The sequence below is a fragment of the Youhaiella tibetensis genome (assembly GCF_008000755.1).
In the GTDB taxonomy this organism is placed as follows: Bacteria; Pseudomonadota; Alphaproteobacteria; order Rhizobiales; family Devosiaceae; genus Paradevosia; species Paradevosia tibetensis.
Genome location: NZ_CP041690.1, coordinates 1,942,795 through 1,958,196, shown reverse-complemented (window position 1 = coordinate 1,958,196; position 15,402 = coordinate 1,942,795). Strand labels below are relative to the sequence as shown.

19 protein-coding genes are annotated in these 15,402 nt (G+C 63.1%); 4 read left to right on the top strand and 15 right to left on the bottom strand.

Annotated features, from left to right (window positions below; translation table 11 throughout):
* Window positions 1-50 precede the first annotated feature (50 nt).
* Window positions 51-1,397, bottom strand: coding sequence for an MFS transporter (locus FNA67_RS09420; RefSeq protein WP_147655854.1), 1,347 nt, complete (start codon window positions 1,395-1,397; stop codon window positions 51-53).
* Between the two features lie 174 nt (window positions 1,398-1,571).
* Window positions 1,572-2,186 (bottom strand): MarR family winged helix-turn-helix transcriptional regulator, encoded by a 615-nt coding sequence (locus tag FNA67_RS09415; RefSeq protein ID WP_147655853.1) that lies wholly within the window; start codon window positions 2,184-2,186, stop codon window positions 1,572-1,574.
* 120 nt (window positions 2,187-2,306) lie between these two features.
* Here FNA67_RS09415 and FNA67_RS09410 point away from each other — a divergent pair, with 120 nt between their 5' ends.
* On the top strand, window positions 2,307-3,860 hold the full coding sequence (locus FNA67_RS09410; protein ID WP_147655852.1) for an MDR family MFS transporter: 1,554 nt from the start codon (window positions 2,307-2,309) through the stop codon (window positions 3,858-3,860).
* An 85-nt stretch (window positions 3,861-3,945) separates the two neighbouring features.
* Here the strand turns inward: FNA67_RS09410 and FNA67_RS09405 are convergent, their stop codons facing one another.
* The 6 genes from FNA67_RS09405 to FNA67_RS09380 form a co-directional block, all read right to left on the bottom strand.
* Window positions 3,946-4,431 carry a MerR family transcriptional regulator gene (locus FNA67_RS09405; RefSeq protein ID WP_049704939.1) on the bottom strand — a complete coding sequence of 162 codons (486 nt, stop codon included), beginning with the start codon at window positions 4,429-4,431 and terminating at the stop codon, window positions 3,946-3,948.
* A gap of 26 nt (window positions 4,432-4,457) precedes the next feature.
* On the bottom strand, window positions 4,458-4,769 hold the full coding sequence (locus FNA67_RS09400) for an integration host factor subunit alpha (RefSeq protein WP_049704938.1): 312 nt from the start codon (window positions 4,767-4,769) through the stop codon (window positions 4,458-4,460).
* Window positions 4,770-4,864: 95 nt separating this feature from the next.
* Window positions 4,865-5,836: a beta-ketoacyl-ACP synthase III gene (locus tag FNA67_RS09395; protein WP_147655851.1), complete on the bottom strand. Its 972-nt coding sequence runs from the start codon at window positions 5,834-5,836 to the stop codon at window positions 4,865-4,867.
* On the bottom strand, window positions 5,833-6,900 hold the full coding sequence (gene plsX / locus FNA67_RS09390) for a phosphate acyltransferase PlsX (protein ID WP_049704936.1): 1,068 nt from the start codon (window positions 6,898-6,900) through the stop codon (window positions 5,833-5,835). Before plsX ends, FNA67_RS09395 begins: the two co-directional genes overlap by 4 nt.
* An 85-nt stretch (window positions 6,901-6,985) precedes the next feature.
* Window positions 6,986-7,531: a YceD family protein gene (locus tag FNA67_RS09385; RefSeq protein WP_147655850.1), complete on the bottom strand. Its 546-nt coding sequence runs from the start codon at window positions 7,529-7,531 to the stop codon at window positions 6,986-6,988.
* Window positions 7,528-7,992 carry a ubiquinol-cytochrome C chaperone family protein gene (locus tag FNA67_RS09380; RefSeq protein ID WP_170267266.1) on the bottom strand — a complete coding sequence of 155 codons (465 nt, stop codon included), beginning with the start codon at window positions 7,990-7,992 and terminating at the stop codon, window positions 7,528-7,530. The genes FNA67_RS09385 and FNA67_RS09380 overlap by 4 nt, the downstream gene beginning before the upstream one ends.
* 210 nt (window positions 7,993-8,202) lie before the next feature.
* Here FNA67_RS09380 and FNA67_RS09375 point away from each other — a divergent pair, with 210 nt between their 5' ends.
* Entirely contained in the window at window positions 8,203-8,640 is a 438-nt protein-coding gene (locus tag FNA67_RS09375; protein ID WP_049704933.1) for an outer membrane protein assembly factor BamE, read from the top strand.
* A gap of 233 nt (window positions 8,641-8,873) precedes the next feature.
* Here the strand turns inward: FNA67_RS09375 and nusB are convergent, their stop codons facing one another.
* The 3 genes from nusB to glyA all read right to left on the bottom strand — a co-directional run bounded on the left by nusB (window position 8,874) and on the right by glyA (window position 11,270).
* Complete coding sequence (gene nusB / locus FNA67_RS09370; RefSeq protein ID WP_049704932.1) at window positions 8,874-9,362, bottom strand: transcription antitermination factor NusB; 489 nt, start codon at window positions 9,360-9,362, stop codon at window positions 8,874-8,876.
* A gap of 117 nt (window positions 9,363-9,479) precedes the next feature.
* On the bottom strand, window positions 9,480-9,965 hold the full coding sequence (nrdR, locus tag FNA67_RS09365) for a transcriptional regulator NrdR (RefSeq protein ID WP_049704931.1): 486 nt from the start codon (window positions 9,963-9,965) through the stop codon (window positions 9,480-9,482).
* A gap of 3 nt (window positions 9,966-9,968) precedes the next feature.
* Window positions 9,969-11,270: a serine hydroxymethyltransferase gene (gene glyA, locus FNA67_RS09360; protein ID WP_049704930.1), complete on the bottom strand. Its 1,302-nt coding sequence runs from the start codon at window positions 11,268-11,270 to the stop codon at window positions 9,969-9,971.
* A gap of 175 nt (window positions 11,271-11,445) precedes the next feature.
* Here glyA and FNA67_RS21885 point away from each other — a divergent pair, with 175 nt between their 5' ends.
* Window positions 11,446-11,859: a BA14K family protein gene (locus FNA67_RS21885; RefSeq protein WP_244616574.1), complete on the top strand. Its 414-nt coding sequence runs from the start codon at window positions 11,446-11,448 to the stop codon at window positions 11,857-11,859.
* A gap of 69 nt (window positions 11,860-11,928) precedes the next feature.
* Here the strand turns inward: FNA67_RS21885 and FNA67_RS09350 are convergent, their stop codons facing one another.
* Window positions 11,929-12,630, bottom strand: a complete 702-nt coding sequence (locus FNA67_RS09350; RefSeq protein ID WP_049704929.1) for a helix-turn-helix transcriptional regulator — start codon at window positions 12,628-12,630, stop codon at window positions 11,929-11,931.
* Between the two features lie 99 nt (window positions 12,631-12,729).
* On the opposite strand from FNA67_RS09350, the gene FNA67_RS09345 reads away from it, so the two are divergent.
* Window positions 12,730-13,128: a VOC family protein gene (locus FNA67_RS09345; RefSeq protein WP_147655848.1), complete on the top strand. Its 399-nt coding sequence runs from the start codon at window positions 12,730-12,732 to the stop codon at window positions 13,126-13,128.
* Window positions 13,129-13,134: 6 nt separating this feature from the next.
* Here the strand turns inward: FNA67_RS09345 and FNA67_RS09340 are convergent, their stop codons facing one another.
* The 3 genes from FNA67_RS09340 to ldtR form a co-directional block, all read right to left on the bottom strand.
* Window positions 13,135-13,350 carry a DUF6898 family protein gene (locus FNA67_RS09340; RefSeq protein WP_049704927.1) on the bottom strand — a complete coding sequence of 72 codons (216 nt, stop codon included), beginning with the start codon at window positions 13,348-13,350 and terminating at the stop codon, window positions 13,135-13,137.
* A gap of 5 nt (window positions 13,351-13,355) precedes the next feature.
* Window positions 13,356-14,615, bottom strand: a complete 1,260-nt coding sequence (locus FNA67_RS09335; protein ID WP_082202436.1) for a L,D-transpeptidase family protein — start codon at window positions 14,613-14,615, stop codon at window positions 13,356-13,358.
* Between the two features lie 259 nt (window positions 14,616-14,874).
* Entirely contained in the window at window positions 14,875-15,384 is a 510-nt protein-coding gene (gene ldtR / locus FNA67_RS09330; RefSeq protein WP_049704926.1) for a transcriptional regulator LdtR, read from the bottom strand.
* Between the last annotated feature and the right edge of the window lie 18 nt (window positions 15,385-15,402).

Below are 15,402 nucleotides of genomic sequence, written 5' to 3'. Positions count from 1 at the left end.
CGACAAATTCAAAGCGCCCGCTCCATCCGGAACGGGCGCTTTATCGTCCATCAGGCGTCGATATCGACGTCCTTGGTCTCCTTGCCGAGCAGCAACGCGATCAGCGTCAGCACCGACATGGAGGTGAGGTAGATGCCTACCCAGAACGGGCTCCCCGCGCCGTAGCTCCAGAGCGCGACGGCGATGAACGGGGCCACGGCCGCGCCAAGGATCGAGGAGACGTTGTAGGAAATGCCCGAGCCGGTATAGCGGACGTTGGCTGGAAAGAGTTCGGGGAGCAGCGCGCCCATCGGCCCGAAGGTCATGCCCATCAGCGAAAATCCGAGGATCAGCCAGGCCATCACGCCGAACGTGCCGCCGGCAAGCATGGGCACCCACACCAGGCCGAAGAGCGCGATGGCGATGGTGACCCAGATCAGCGTGCGCCGGCGGCCCCAGCGGTCGGCCCAGGGGCCGGAAACCAGCGTGAACACCCCGAAGAACACCACGCCCACGATCATCATGAGCACGAAGGTGTTGTAGCCAAAGCCCAGGCCCGGCACGGCGGCATCGGTCGCGGCGCGCCCGTAGCTGAGCGAGAAAGTCGTCATCAGGTAGAAGAGCACGTAGGTGGCCAGCATGTAGAAGGTGCCCAGGATGAGCTCCTTCCAGTGCGCCTTGAACACGGCGGCGAGCGGCAGGCGCTGCACCTGGCCTGTCCTGACAGTTTTTTCGAACGCGGCGCTCTCGACCAGGCTCAGCCGCACCCAGAGGCCCACGGCCACCATCACGATCGAGAACAGGAAGGGGATGCGCCAGCCCCAATCGAGGAACGCCAGCGACGGGCGCGACGGATCGTCGGACGGCAGCACTGCCGCGATGATGAGGAACAGGCCGTTGGCGATGATGAAGCCGATCGGCGCCCCCAGTTGCGGGAAGGTGCCGAAAACGGCGCGCTTGCCCTTGGGAGCGTTCTCGGTTGCCACCAGCGCGGCGCCGCTCCACTCCCCGCCCAGCGCGAAGCCTTGCGCGAGGCGCAGGATCACCAGCAGGGCCGGAGCGAACCAGCCGACCATGGCATAGGTGGGCAGTGCGCCGATGAGGAAGGTCGCGATACCCATGGTGAGCAACGCGCCCACCAATGTCACCTTGCGGCCGCGCCGATCGCCCAGGTGTCCGAAGAAGATGGCGCCGAGCGGACGGGCCACCATGGCCGCGCCGAAGACGGCGAACGAGGACAGCAGCGCGGTGGTTTCGTTGCCGGCGGGGAAGAAGAGATGGGGAAATACGAGGACGGCCGCAGTCGCATAGACGTAGAAGTCGTAAAACTCGATAGTGGTGCCGATGAGGCTGGCCAGCAGCACGCGAGTGCGCGAATTGGCCGGAACGGCAGCCGGCGAAGCGGCTATGGAAGACATTGAGGAAGTGCTCCGGAAACGGAAAAGGCGCCTCGAACCGTTACGAGGACCGTGAGGCGCGGTACTGCAAGAAATCCCGCTTGTCACGGGTCGCGTCTATTTACGCTCCGTTCCGCAAATGTAAACGATCCATTAAGCGAGCACCGCCCGCACAAATCGTCGCACGCGGTTCGGCTATTTGACTTCGGCCATTTCCTGGTCGGCGTCCTCGAACTCGGCGACGACCGAGAGCCCGTCCCTGCCCCAATGGCTGAAGCGCTCCAGCAGGCGTGCGAACGTGACGATTTCGTCCTCATTCCAGGTGCTCATGGAGCGTGCCAGCATGCGCCACTTGCGCTCACGGAACGTGCGGGTGAACTCATGACCGGCCTCGGTCAACTCGAGGCAAATGCGCCGCGCATCACCCTGGGACGCGACGCGACGCGCGAAACCCTTGTCGACGATCTCGGCAACCAGCCGGCTGGCCCGCGACGGATCGATATTGAGGCGTTCGGCTACAAGGCCTACGGTGACCTCGGTTTCGGCGGACTGGTGCCCCCAGTTGGCAATGGCGCCCATGGCATCCAGGTGCTGCAGTTCGGCGCCGGCTCCCAGCGAGGCGACGAGAGCGGTGGCGAATTCGCGCTTGCTGATGCCGCGACGGATGCGCTGCATCGTAACGTCGATCTCGGCAATGGCCTGGGCGGCCTGGCGGCTCAGGCCCTCGCGTTCGAAGACTTCGAGTTGGGCATCTTCGGCCTGGAAATGGCAACCGATCTGGTCGGAGGGGCTGGTGGTCTTGTCGCTCATGGAGCCCGCCTATAGCACAAACGCATGCGCGCAGCAATCGCATGCATCTATCATTTATGTGCCCTTGACATATAATTGACTAAGGCAGATAAGTCGCCGGCTTTTGAAGGATTTTCGCCCATGACATATCAAGCCGCCTCCGCGCCGCCGCTATCGCAGCAACGCAAGATCGTCATCTACATCGCGGTTCTGGCGGGCATGTTCATGGCCTCGCTGGACATGCAGATCATCGCAACGGCTTTGCCGACCATTGCGGAATCGCTCGGCGATCTCGAGCTCTTCGGCTGGGTCGGTGCCGGGTATCTCCTGGCAACGGCTGCCGTCACTCCATTCTACGGCAAGCTCGGCGACCTTTTCGGGCGCAAGCGCGTCTTCATGGTTGCCATTGGGCTTTTCACCATCGGTTCGCTCGCCTGCGGCATGGCGTGGTCGATGCAGAGCCTCATTGCGGCGCGCGTCTTGCAGGGCTTGGGCGGAGGTGGCCTCATGACCTCTGCCTTCGCCATCATCGCCGACCTTTTCGAACCGCGCGAGCGCGCCAAGTACCAGGGCTATAGCTCGGCGGTCTTCACCCTCTCCGGCCTCATCGGCCCGGTCGCCGGCGGGTTTATCGCCCAGACCTTCGGATGGGAATACATCTTCCTCATCAACCTGCCGCTCGGCGTCATCGTCATCGGCGTGATCGCCTTCGCCATGCCCTCGTTCAGCCCGAAGCGCAGCCATTCGATCGACTATCTTGGCGGCCTGCTGCTGGCGGCGTCGGTCACGGGGCTGGTGTTCTGGGCCGAGGAGGCGCTTGGCGGAAGCTATTCGGGCCCGCTGATCTACGTCCTGCCTGCCGTTGTCGTGGTGGCCCTTACCGCGTTCGTGCTGGTCGAGCGGCGCGCGGTCGAACCCATCCTGCCCCTGGGGCTGCTGCGCAACCGGCAGATTTCGCTCACGCTCGCCATGTCGATCCTGATGGGCGTCGCGACGCTGGGGATGCTCAACTACTTCGCGCTGGCCATGCAGATGATCACCGGGCTACCGCCCGCGATGGCCGGCCTCCTGTTTCTTCCTGCCTCCATCGGCTCCCTGCTGGCCGCAATCGTCTCGGGTAACATCACGGCACGGACCGGGCGTTACAAGATCTTCCCGGTCATCGGCATGGCCCTGGGGGCCTTCGTGCTCTACGGCTTTACCCACATCAGCGCGACCACGCCATTCTGGGCCATCGGCATCCTGATGTTCTTTTTCTCGATCTGCATGGGCCTGCAGATGCAGACGCTGATGGTGGCGGTGCAGTCGTCCGCGCCCAGGGCCGATGTCGGCGCCGCGACCGGCGCGCTGACGCTGTCGCGCATGATCGGCGCTTCCCTCGGGCTGGCCGCCAATGGCGGGCTCCTCCATGGCGCCCTGCAGCGTGCCCAGGAGGCCCTGCCCGCCGACATCGCGGCCCAGCTTCCCGTGCCCCTGCCGGACCTGACGCCCAAGGCAGTACAGGAATTGCCGCCCGAGCTCGGCGCCCGGATGGTCGAGGCGTTCGCGTGGGCGTTCTCGCACGTGCTCTATTTCGGCTCGGGGCTCTTCGCCGCCGGCTTCGTTCTCGCCCTGCTGCTCAAGGACGTTCGTCTGCCGATCCAGGGCAAGAAGGCCGAAGCCGAGCCCGATGCCGTGCCCGTGGTGGCTGAATAGCCACCACCTCTTCCGCCCCAAAGAACAAGGTCCTCCGGCAGGATATGCCGGAGGACCTTTTTTTGTTCATTGCACCCTGACCGCTTCAGGTCTCTCGCGCGCGCTCTAGGAGTCGCTTGCAGTCGAGCAGTTCCCTGAGCACCCCCTCGAGCTTTTCGCGATCGGCGCTGTCCAGCGCACGCGCTCTCGGCTCGGGGATTACGGCCGGAATGTGTTCCTGGCCGGGGCTCGGCAGCGCCTCGTACTCCTCCGAGTCGTCATCCGAGTCGGCGGGAAGCGGAACCAGATTTTCCAGCGGAGTGCCATCGGCGATCGCGATGACATAGCGGCTGCCCTGATCCTTGAGGATGCGCTGCACACCCTTGATGGTGAAGCCCTGATCATACAGCAGATGCCGTATGCCCTTGAGCAACAACACATCTTCGGGACGATAGTACCGTCGGCCACCGCCGCGCTTGAGCGGCTTGATGGTCGAGAAGCGCGTCTCCCAGAAGCGCAGCACGTGCTGGGGGAGATCGAGCTCCTCTGCGGCTTCCGAAATGGTGCGGAAGGCGTCCGGTGATTTTTCCACCTCACGGCCTCCTTACGAAGAACGCTTTATTTTCCAGCACGAACCATAGATTTGTTGATCTTGGATTTCAACACGTTGCTCGGTTTGAACACCAGAACCTGACGGGGGAGAATGGGTACTTCCTCGCCTGTCTTCGGGTTCCGCCCGATCCGTTCGTTCTTGGAACGAACCTGAAACGAGCCGAACGACGAAAGTTTGACATGCTCGCCCTTCACAAGGGCGTCACCGATAAGGCCTAGAACTCTTTCCACGAGTTCTGCCGACTCGGTCCTGGAAAGGCCGACAGCTTCGTAGACTGCCTCTGCCAAATCCGCTCGCGTCACAGTTTTTTGTGCCATTCGCACCCCGCTCCGCCTCTATGGTTCCGGTTAAGCCCCTCCGCCCCCGGCACTTTTAGACTAGCGCTCAGCGGCATGGGCGGTCAACGCGCCTTTTACCAGCGGATCAACGATGCGCCCCAGGTGAACCCGCCACCCATGGCTTCGAGCATCACCAGGTCGCCCTTCTTGATCCGTCCGTCTTCGACGGCCACACTCAACGCCAGCGGCACGGACGCCGCAGACGTGTTGGCATGACGATCAACGGTCAGCACGACCTTTTCAGGCGGTATTCCGAGTTTGACCCCGGCGCCGTCGATGATGCGCTTGTTGGCCTGGTGCGGCACGAACCAGTCGAGGTCATCGACAGTGGTGCCCGTCTTCTCGAACACGTCGCGCACGACATCGGTGATGTTGCCCACCGCGTGCTTGAAGACCTCTTTGCCTTCCATGCGGATGTGGCCGATGCTCATCGTCGAGGATGGGCCGCCGTCGGTATAGAGCTTGTTCCAGTGATGGCCGTCAGAGCGCAGGCTCGAGGCCAGGATGCCGCGATCTTCCGCGTCCTTTTCGGCCAGTTCGAGCACCATGGCGCCGGCGCCGTCGCCAAAGAGCACGCAGGTGGTGCGATCCGTCCAGTCGAGGATGCGCGAGGACGTCTCGGCGCCAATCACGAGGGCACGCTTGCCAAGGCCGTTCTTGAGCTGGCTATCGGCGGTTGCCACTGCGTAGACGAAGCCCGAGCACACCGCCTGGAGGTCGAATGCGGCCCCGTGGTGCATGCCCAGCTTCTGCTGCACGATGGCGGCGGTGGCTGGGAACGTCATGTCCGGGGTGGTAGTGGCAACGATCACCAGGTCGATGCCTTCAATGCCCAGGCCCGCCGCGTCGAGCGCCTTGCGGGCCGCTGCAACTGCCAGGTCGGACGTCAGTTCGCCTTCCGCCGCGATATGGCGCTGCTTGATACCGGTACGCTGCTGAATCCACTCGTCCGAGGTGTCCACGATCTTGGACATTTCGTCGTTGGTCATCACCCGCTCGGGCAGGTAACCGCCAACGCCACGGACTATCGATCGCAACTCACTCACGCAGGTTTTCCCTCAGCTTCGAGTTCCGGCTGGCTCTCCACGATGGGTGGGAACCGCGACAGACCCTCGGAAATCTTGTCGATCAAATGGCTACGCGCCATTTCGTAGGCGAGGCCAAGAGCGCTCTTGTAGCCGATTTCATCGGTACCGCCATGGCTCTTAATGACGATACCGTTAAGACCCAGGAACACGCCGCCGTTGACGGTGCGCGGATCCATCTTGCGGCGCAGCGCCGTCAGGGCCTGCCGGGCGAAGAACGCACCGACCTTGGACATGAAATTGGCGGTCAGCGCACTGCGCAGGTACCCCGCCACCTGGCGCGCCGTGCCTTCGGCGGTCTTGAGCACGATATTGCCGGTAAAGCCTTCGGTCACGACCACGTCGACCGTGCCTTTGCCGATGTCGTCGCCCTCGACGAAGCCGTGGTAGAGGAACCCGGCCCCGCTGGCATGGCCGAGCATGCGCCCGGCTTCCTTGACGGTTTCGAGTCCCTTGACCTCTTCACTGCCCACATTGAGCAGCCCGACGGTGGGCAGGTCCTGGTCGAACAGGGCGCGCGCCAGCGCGGCGCCTAGGACCGAGAAATCCACAAGTTGCTTGGCGTCACCGCCTACGGTGGCGCCAACGTCGAGCACGACGATGTCTGAGCGCAGCGTCGGCCAGATGGCGGCGATCGCCGGGCGCGAGATGCCTTCCATCGGACGCAGGCAGAAGGTGGCCATGGCCATCAGTGCGCCGGTATTGCCGCCGGAGATGGCAACGTCCGCCTCCCCGTCCTTGACCGATTGGAGCGCGGCCCACATCGAGGAATTGTTGCGGCCCTTGCGCAGGGCCTGGCTGGGCTTCTCGTCCATCGCAATGACATTGTCGCAGTGACGGACTTCGGAAACCGGCTTGAGCGCTGGGAATTCGTCGAGCAGCGGCTCGATCTCTTCCTTGCGGCCGTGGAAGATGAAGCTGGTGTTCTTGCGCTCCTTCAGGGCAAGAGCAGCTCCATGTATGGCCACGCGCGGACCAATGTCGCCGCCCATGGCGTCCACGGAGATTCTGATTCTGTCGTTCATATCGCCCTTTTGTGCGGCCTACGGCGGCGTGGCGCCAAGATATCCAATCAGGGAGTCGGCGCAAGTCCCGCAGATGAGGAGCACTTTAGCTCTTATCGCCTTTGTCTCGAAGAGATTTGAGGCTGGAGAATGGCGATTCCGGCTCGTCGGCAGGTTCCCGGGGGATATCAGCCAGACTGGCGCCGGGCGCCCGCGGATAGGGATCGATGGCCAGCGAAAGCGTTTCCACGATCAATTCGGTGAGATCGACCTCAGGACCCTCGAAATAGTCGGGGGCATCTTCCTCTTCTATGTCGATGAAGACTTCGGCGCCTGGCGTATGCTGCTTTTCGCGCCCGGGGAGGAATACCCGGTCGATGGGTTCATCGATGTCCTGGGTCACCGGAGCGAAGGTCACCACGCAAGGCTGCACGATGGTTGCGATCAGCCGGCCGAGGACACGGATACCGCCACGGAAAGGAGCGGCGTTGAGGGTCACGTCGAGCTTTTCGACGGACGTGATCGTCAGCCGCTCGGCGAGCGCGGCGCGCTGTTCGGCATTGGCCGAAAGCTTGAGGTCGCGCCCTTCGGGCGGCAGGTGGTCGATGCGGATGGAGGCATCGAGTGCGGATTCGTCTTGACGCTTGGTCATGAGGTCTGGATTTCCATGCTCAGGTTGCCGGCCATGATGGCGTCGATCGTTTGACCGCCCAGGAACTCGGACTGCTCGACCATGTACTGGGAGAGCTTGCGCACCGGCGGATTCTCGATCTCCGCATAGACATTGCGGGAGAGAACGTCATCGAGCGCCTGCATGTTCCGGCTGTCCATTGCGGCGTTCACGGCGGCCAGGAGGCCGAAGAAGAGGTTGCCCATCTTCTGGATGCGCTTGGAGATGGAGAGATCGCCTACGCCCATCTCGCGCAGGGAGCGATCCATGTCCTTGAAGAAGAGATCGAACACGGCCTGGGAGAAGTCCTTGATGGCCTGATCGTCCGATCGCAGACGGCGGAAGACGAGCGCCATATGCAGGCTGATCATGTCGAAACGGCCCGTCACGGTGTCCGGCACGCCCCACTCGGCGTAGAAAACCGGCTGTCGGGATTGCGCCACAATGGCGTTATAGACCGCGTAAACTGGCGCAGAATCAGAAGATTTTTTGAAAAGGGACAGGATCATGGCTACGCTCGGCGTCTTGATCGGTCGGCGGAGAGCCAGCTTGCAGTGCGGGGCATTGGCGGCTAAACATTCCGGCGGCCTTGTCTGGGCTTATCAAGCCCCGTCGCGAGCCTATAGTCGAGTGCCATCGGGAAAGTCAAATTCATGCCGTTGAAACGCCTAGCTCCGCTCGCCGCTGCCCTGGTCTTGGGTGTCAGCCTTGCCGCCTGCTCGACTGCGGGCGGCCTGATCGTCAACAAGACCGAAGGCTACGAGATTTCGGACGACGCGCTTGTGCAGATCCGTCCGGGCCAGAGCATGGAACTGGTGACCACCGTTCTCGGCTCGCCCCAGACCACCAGCACGTTCGGTGGCGAAACGGCTTACTACTACGTCGAGACCAAGCTTGCGACGACCGCGATGGGGATCAACTCCATCAAGGAACGGCGCGTGCTGGCCATCTATTTCGACAAGAACAAGAAGGTGAAGGACAAGGCGCTCTACGGCGCCAAGGACGGCAAGTCCGTCACCATCGAGTCGCGCCGCACCCCGTCGTTCGGCGAAGACAAGACCTTCATCGAGTCGATCCTGTCGTCGCTGTAAATCCCAACAGCGCGCACTACGAGATTTCGGGACGCTCTCCCTCATGGGAGAGCGTCTTTTCTTTGTCTACATGGGGGCTTCCGGGCGCGATCTCTACGAAGAGAATCGCGGAGGTCTGATGTTTGGTTAGTCGGCCAAGCGCCTCAAACTCAATCTCTCTTCCCCGGCGAAGAAATAATCGAGGATTGGGCGAACTGAACGCCCCGCTGGGATGGGCGTCTAGCCCCCCGACCTCAAGCGTTCGGATGCCCGCTTTCCCGGATGATCTTGTCGAGCACGCCGTTCACCAGCCCCGTCGCATCGTCCTCGTAGAAGGCCTTGGCGATATCGACGTATTCGCTGATCACCACTCGGGCCGGGATATCCTGGCGACGCAGCAATTCCCAGGCGGCGGCACGCAGGATGGCGCGCAGCGTGGCATCGACGCGCGTCACCGGCCATTCGTCGGTCAGTGCGTTGTCGATCGCTGGATCGAGCTCGCGCTGGAACTTGATCACGCCGCGCAGGATCTGGCGGAAGAAGTCCGCGTCGGCCGGCAGGTATTGCTCGCCCTCGATCTCGCGGCCACCCAGGTGCTGGGCGTTGAACTGATCGAGCGTATCTTCCAGGGTCTGGCGGCCGACATCCATCTGATAGAGAGCCTGCACGGCGGCAAGGCGCGCAGCCCCGCGCTGGTTGGCAGGGCGTTCGCCGTTTTCGCCGCGTTTGGAAGGTTGCGCCACGAGTCGTAGTCCTTAGAGAGGGGAAGCGCGGCCCGCGGGCCGCCATCGTTTGGGGAGGTTATCATCCATCCCCTGCCCGCCGGTCAACATTCGTAGGACCGGCAGCAGCTATGCAAATCAGTCGTCGTCGCCGGCCTCGTGCCTGGCGCTCTTGCCGTTACCCAGTTCCGTCAGGAACGAGCGGAAGTCGTCGGCGGCGGAGAAGTTCTTGTAGACCGAGGCGAAGCGGACGAACGCGACATCGTCCAGGCCCTTGAGCCCGTCCATCACATATTCGCCGATCTGGTCGGACGTCACCTCGCCCTCGCCCAGGCTTTCGAGCTGTCGTACGATCCCTGAGATCATGCGTTCGATGCGCTCAGGCTCGACGGCGCGCTTGCGCAGGGCCGTATAGACCGACCGCGAGAGCTTCTCGCGGTCGAACGGCACCTTGCGCCCCGATTTCTTGACCACAACGAGGTCGCGTAGCTGCACGCGCTCGAAGGTGGTGAAACGCCCGCCGCAGGCGCTGCAGATACGCCGGCGGCGGATTGCGCTCGAATCCTCGGTCGGCCGGCTGTCCTTGACCTGTGTGTCTTCGTTTCCGCAGTAAGGACAGCGCATGGCTTACTGCCCGTAGATCGGGAAGGCGTCGGTGAGCTTCTTGACCTTGTCGCGGACGGTGGCCTCGACGCTGCCGTTGTTGTCCTCGCCATTGGTAGCCAGGCCATCGAGCACTTCGACCATCAGTTCGCCGACGAGCTGGAATTCCGGCTCGCGGAAACCGCGCGAGGTCGCTGCCGGCGTACCCACGCGGATACCCGAGGTGATCGCCGGCTTTTCCGGATCGAACGGCACCGCGTTCTTGTTGCAGGTGATGTGGGCGCGCTCGAGGGCCTTTTCGGCTGCCTTGCCGGTGAGCTTCTTGGGGCGCAGGTCCACCAGCATCAGGTGGTTGTCGGTGCCGCCGGTGACGATGTCGAGGCCGCCGCGAACCAGCGTCTCGGCCAGCACCTTGGCATTGGCCACGACCTGGCGCGCATAGAGCTTGAACTCGCCCGACTGCGCTTCCTTGAAGGCCACGGCCTTGGCTGCGATGACGTGCATCAGCGGGCCGCCCTGGATGCCCGGGAAGATCGCCGAGTTGATCTTCTTGGCGATGTCCTCGTCATTGGTCATGATCATGCCGCCACGGGGACCGCGCAGCGTCTTGTGCGTGGTGGTGGTGGCGATATGGGCGTGAGGGAACGGGCTCGGATAGACGCCGCCGGCAACGAGGCCCGCCACGTGCGCCATGTCGACCATGAGGTAGGCGCCGATCTCGTCGGCAACGGCGCGGAACGCCGCCCAGTCCATGACGCGCGAATAGGCGGAGAAACCGGCCACGATCAGCTTGGGACGGTGCTGGAGCGCCAGGGCGCGCATCTCGTCCATGTCGACGCGGCCGTCCTGCTTGCGCACGCCGTACTGGATGGCATTGAACCACTTGCCGGACTGGTTCGGCTTGGCGCCGTGGGTCAGGTGACCGCCGCCATCGAGCGACATGCCCAGGATGGTATCGCCCGGCTGCAGCAGCGCCTGGTAGACGCCCTGGTTGGCCTGCGAGCCGGAATTGGGCTGCACGTTGACGAATTCGACCCCGAACAGGTCCTTGGCGCGCGAGATCGCCAGGTTCTCGGCGATGTCGACGAACTCACAACCGCCGTAGTAGCGCTTACCCGGATAACCTTCCGCGTATTTGTTGGTCATGATCGAGCCCTGGGCTTCGAGCACGGCCTTAGAAACGATGTTCTCGGACGCGATCAGCTCGATCTCGTTCTGCTGACGACCGAGCTCCTGATTGATGGCCTGTGCGATCTCGGGATCGGTCTGGGCCAGCGTGTCAGAGAAGAAATGCGGAAAGAGCGGAAGTGACGTGGCAGCGCTCATTGGCGTTCCCCGGGAAGGTTGAAAGGTGTCGGTTTGTCGCTGACGCGCGTCGTTTACCACATAGGGGGTCACGATTCCAAGCGTGCGCCTAAATCTGGGATCGGCAATTGTGACGCAACCCTGGGCACACTGGCTCGTTTCGCTTCCACACCAATCGCTTGCCCAGGAGAGACCGATGAAAAGAGTCATCGCAAGCCTCGTCACGCTGGCCGCTACGGCCTCCATGTCACTCATGACCGTATCGCCCGCCGCCGCGCAGGGTTATTCGCAGCGCTATCGCTATGTGGAGACCTATTGCCAGCGGCACCCCAACGATCGGGACTGCTACGATTTCGGACGGCACGGCTCGCGCTGGGACGATCGGCGCTACAACCAGTGGTACTATTCGCATTATAATGGCGCCGATGCCGCAATCGCCGGGATCTTCGGCCTTGTCGCGGGCGCCATGATCAACGGCGCCCTTAACTCCTCGCCGCGCTATCCGGCCAGCGGGCACGTACAGCGGTGCGAGGCGCGCTTCAAATCCTACGACCCTCGCAGCGATACCTATCTCGGCTACGACGGACACCGCCATACCTGTAACCTTTAGGACGGGCTGCAGGTGACGATGGGGGAGCTGCCCGACCAGGCGGCTCCCTTCGCTTTTGCCGGAGCGAGATCAGGCGCCCGGAAGCGCCCTGTCGACCTTCGCGCGCCAGGTCTCCCAGCGACGCCGCAGGCGCGCATGGCTCCATCCGTGCTGCTCGTCCAGCACTTCCATCACCAGCACCCGATCGGTGCGAAAGTGCCGAAAATCCTGACGCAGTTCACACCACGCAACCAGGAGGCTGCTCGCCTCGGCATAGCCCAGCACGACCGGCCACACTGTGCGTTCGCTTACCTTCTCGGTCGCATCGAGGTACCGCAAGCGCAGCTTGTTCCCATTGCGGATCGCCATCCGGATGGGCGTGGTATCGAAGCGCTCCCCCCGGCTTTCCGTGGGCTTCACGCCAACGCTCGGCACCTCGATGACGGGCCGGAGATGTTCGGGGATGACGGCCGCGATCTTGGCCAGGACATCACGCGCCGCAGTTGAGAGCGCCTTGTCGGATCGGTCCGCAACCCATTGTACGCCCAGCACGATCGCTTCGACCTCGTCGGCGTTGAGCATCAGCGGCGGCATGTCGTAGCCCGCATCGAGCACGTAGCCGAAGCCAGCTTCTCCCGCTATCGGCACCCTTTGCCCGATGAGGTCGGCCACATCGCGATAGACGGTGCGCTTTGAAACCTCCAGCTCCTCGGCCAGCGCGGCAGCCGTCACCGGCCGTGTCGAGCGGCGCAGCACCTGGATGATCTGAAACAGTCTGTCGGCTCGACGCATCGCTACTGACTCCTGCTGACATTATGGTGGCAGCAGGGATGGCTCACAAGGGGCGTCAGCGGGCCGCCGATCCGGCGCCCCGACAACAAGGATATCTTCATGAAACTGGCTTCCGTCCGGCTCGTCGCCGCCGACATCAAGGCGCTGGTCGCCTTTTACGAAACGCTCACCGGCAAGGAGGCCGAATGGCTCGCTCCAGTTTTTGCCGAAATCGTCACGCCCAGCGCCGCTCTGGCTTTCGGCACCGCCGACACCGTCGCTCTCTTCAAGGAGGGCAGTGCCGAGCCCGCCGCCAATCGCAGCGCCATCATCGAATTCCAGGTCGAGGATGTCGACGCTGAATACGAACGGCTTAAGAACGAGCTCGAGGCGGTCATGGCGCCCAAGGTCATGCCCTGGGGCAATCGCGCCGCCCAGTTCCGCGACCCGGAAGGGACTTTGGTGAGCCTTTATACGCCCTTCACCGAGGCCGCCAGGCAGCGCTTCTCGGGGCGCTGAGCGCGTCTAGAACAGGCGTTGCGGAGGAGCCGCCCTGCCCTGCGCATCGCCTTCGGCCAGCTTGCGCTTGAGCTTGGCCATGGCGAGCGATTGCATCTGGTAGCGCGTGGCGCTGGCGGGCGCGATCACAATGACTTCGGTCAGGGTACCCGCGTCGATCGCGGATACCCGCATTTGCTGGCCGACCTGGGTGAACTCGAAGAGGACTTCGCTTTCCCCCATGGCGGCTAGGCGTCGAACGTGGTCCGGCCTTCGGCGTCGAAGTTGTACACGTCGTCGCGGAAGCTGACCGTGCCCTGGCGGTTGGCCCAGGCGGTGATGTAGGTGGTGTGGACCGGGGTCGGGTTCTTGACCTTCACGTCCAGGCGTTCGTTGGAGGCGAAGGTCTGCTGGACGCGGCCCAGGTCCCAGTCGCCATTGCTGGCCAGCAGCCAGTTCACCAGCGAATCCACTTCGTTGATGCGCATGCAGCCCGAGGAGTGGAAGCGCGCATTCTCGCCGAACAGCGACTTGGTGGGCGTGTCGTGCATGTAGACGTCGTAGGGGTTCGGGAAGTTGATCTTCACGTGGCCCATCGAGTTCTCGGCGCCCGGCTCCTGGCGGAACATGTAGTTGACCGCCTCGTTGGTCGACCAGTCGATATCGGTCGGCGCCAGCTCGTTGCCCTTGCCGTCGTAGATGTGGATGCGGAACTTGGTCAGGTATTCCGGATCTTCGTTCATGTACTTGATCAAGTCCTTCTGGATGATGGACTTGGGCACGTGCCAGTACGGGTTGAAGTTGATCTGGTGGACCTTCGAATGCAGGATCGGGGTCTGCCGGTCGATGCGGCCGACCACGGCGACGTGGCGCTGGACGACGGCGCTGTTCTCGATGGCTTCGGCCGACGCGGCCGGCACGTTCACCACCAGGTAGCGATCGCTCAGCGTCTGGCTGATGTTCTGGACGCGGATCAGGTTCAGGCGGAGCTGGTTGAGGCGCACCTCGGCTGGCACGGCCATGGCGTAGAAGGTCGGCTCGTCCACCTGCCCGTTCACGATCAGGCCATGGCGAGCCTGGAAGTTGCGCACGGCAAGGTCGGTGGCGGCGTCGAACATCTCGTCAACGCGCTCGGCGGGCGGCAGGTCGCCGGACGACATCAGGCGGCGCTTGAGGGCGACGACCGAACGGCGCCCGTTGCCGAGCGTGAGGCCGAAGACTTCCTTGGGCACCTGCTCCCAGCCGCCAGCGGCCACGAAGGGTTCGTACTGGCCGATGGCAAGCTGGAGGTTGTAGGCGGTATCCACCGACAGGATCGGCTCGATGGTCTCGATCGTGGCGTTCGCTGCGGCAGTGTTGCTGTTGCGATCCGTGCTGCGCAGGACGCGGTTACGGCTGAACATGTCCCAGATGGAGTCGCCTTCCTGGGCCCGCGCTACTGCCGGAAGAGCGGCGACTGCGCCCGCTGCCGCCATGGAGCGAAGAAGTGTACGCCGAGAAAGCCGCATCAATTCACCTGCATCTAGTCGAGGGTTACTGGAGCAAAGCACGAAGCATTTACCATCGCCTTACCATTCGGGCCCCGGGGCAAACAACAGCGCTCAAAGAGCTGTGAACCACGTCCGAGCCGATACGCAGGCGGGCGGCAGATGCTTTGCGAACTTTGCGTGTAACGCAGCTTGATACGGGAATTTGAGGCGCAAATAAGAAACGCCGGAGCGTGGCACCGGCGTTTGTTCACTTGTGTGGCATGAATGCCACAGCCCCTTAGAGCTTGTAGAGGATCTGGTCGACCCAGAAGCGCTCGAGGCGTGCAAGAGCCTTGTTGAGACCGTCGAACTCGCCGTCGCCCAAGCCGCCGACCTTTTCGATCGACTTCAGGTGCCGGTCGTAGAGCTCGTCGATCACTTCGGCCACTTCCTCGCCCTTGGGGGTGAGGCGGATGCGGACCGAGCGGCGGTCGGCGCGGGAGCGCTCCTGGAAGATGTAGCCGGTCTCGACGAGCTTCTTGAGATTGTAAGAAACGTTCGAGCCCAGGTAGTAGCCGCGGGAGCGCAACTCGCCGGCGGTCATCTCGGCATCGCCGATGTTGAACATCAGCAGCGCCTGGACGGGGTTGATGTCGTCCCAGCCCATACGATCGAACTCGTCCTTGATCAGGTCGAGCAAGCGGCGGTGCAGGCGTTCGACCCGCGACACGGCTTCGAGGTAGAGGGGCTTCAGGCTTTCTGCCTTGCCGGATTCTAGTGCCTCAGCGGCGTTCGACTTGGTTACCATTGTTGGCCTCTCTGCAAA

Bases quoted from the DNA above. Each gene is read 5' to 3' on its own strand.
- FNA67_RS09420 (WP_147655854.1), bottom strand. From the start codon at position 1,397: ATGTCTTCCATAGCCGCTTCGCCGGCTGCCGTTCCGGCCAATTCGCGC.
- FNA67_RS09415 (WP_147655853.1), bottom strand. From the start codon at position 2,186: ATGAGCGACAAGACCACCAGCCCCTCCGACCAGATCGGTTGCCATTTC.
- FNA67_RS09410 (WP_147655852.1), top strand. From the start codon at position 2,307: ATGACATATCAAGCCGCCTCCGCGCCGCCGCTATCGCAGCAACGCAAG.
- FNA67_RS09400 (WP_049704938.1), bottom strand. From the start codon at position 4,769: ATGGCACAAAAAACTGTGACGCGAGCGGATTTGGCAGAGGCAGTCTAC.
- plsX (WP_049704936.1), bottom strand. From the start codon at position 6,900: ATGAACGACAGAATCAGAATCTCCGTGGACGCCATGGGCGGCGACATT.
- FNA67_RS09385 (WP_147655850.1), bottom strand. From the start codon at position 7,531: ATGACCAAGCGTCAAGACGAATCCGCACTCGATGCCTCCATCCGCATC.
- FNA67_RS09375 (WP_049704933.1), top strand. From the start codon at position 8,203: ATGCCGTTGAAACGCCTAGCTCCGCTCGCCGCTGCCCTGGTCTTGGGT.
- nrdR (WP_049704931.1), bottom strand. From the start codon at position 9,965: ATGCGCTGTCCTTACTGCGGAAACGAAGACACACAGGTCAAGGACAGC.
- glyA (WP_049704930.1), bottom strand. From the start codon at position 11,270: ATGAGCGCTGCCACGTCACTTCCGCTCTTTCCGCATTTCTTCTCTGAC.
- FNA67_RS21885 (WP_244616574.1), top strand. From the start codon at position 11,446: ATGAAAAGAGTCATCGCAAGCCTCGTCACGCTGGCCGCTACGGCCTCC.
- FNA67_RS09350 (WP_049704929.1), bottom strand. From the start codon at position 12,630: ATGCGTCGAGCCGACAGACTGTTTCAGATCATCCAGGTGCTGCGCCGC.
- FNA67_RS09345 (WP_147655848.1), top strand. From the start codon at position 12,730: ATGAAACTGGCTTCCGTCCGGCTCGTCGCCGCCGACATCAAGGCGCTG.
- FNA67_RS09340 (WP_049704927.1), bottom strand. From the start codon at position 13,350: ATGGGGGAAAGCGAAGTCCTCTTCGAGTTCACCCAGGTCGGCCAGCAA.
- FNA67_RS09335 (WP_082202436.1), bottom strand. From the start codon at position 14,615: ATGCGGCTTTCTCGGCGTACACTTCTTCGCTCCATGGCGGCAGCGGGC.
- ldtR (WP_049704926.1), bottom strand. From the start codon at position 15,384: ATGGTAACCAAGTCGAACGCCGCTGAGGCACTAGAATCCGGCAAGGCA.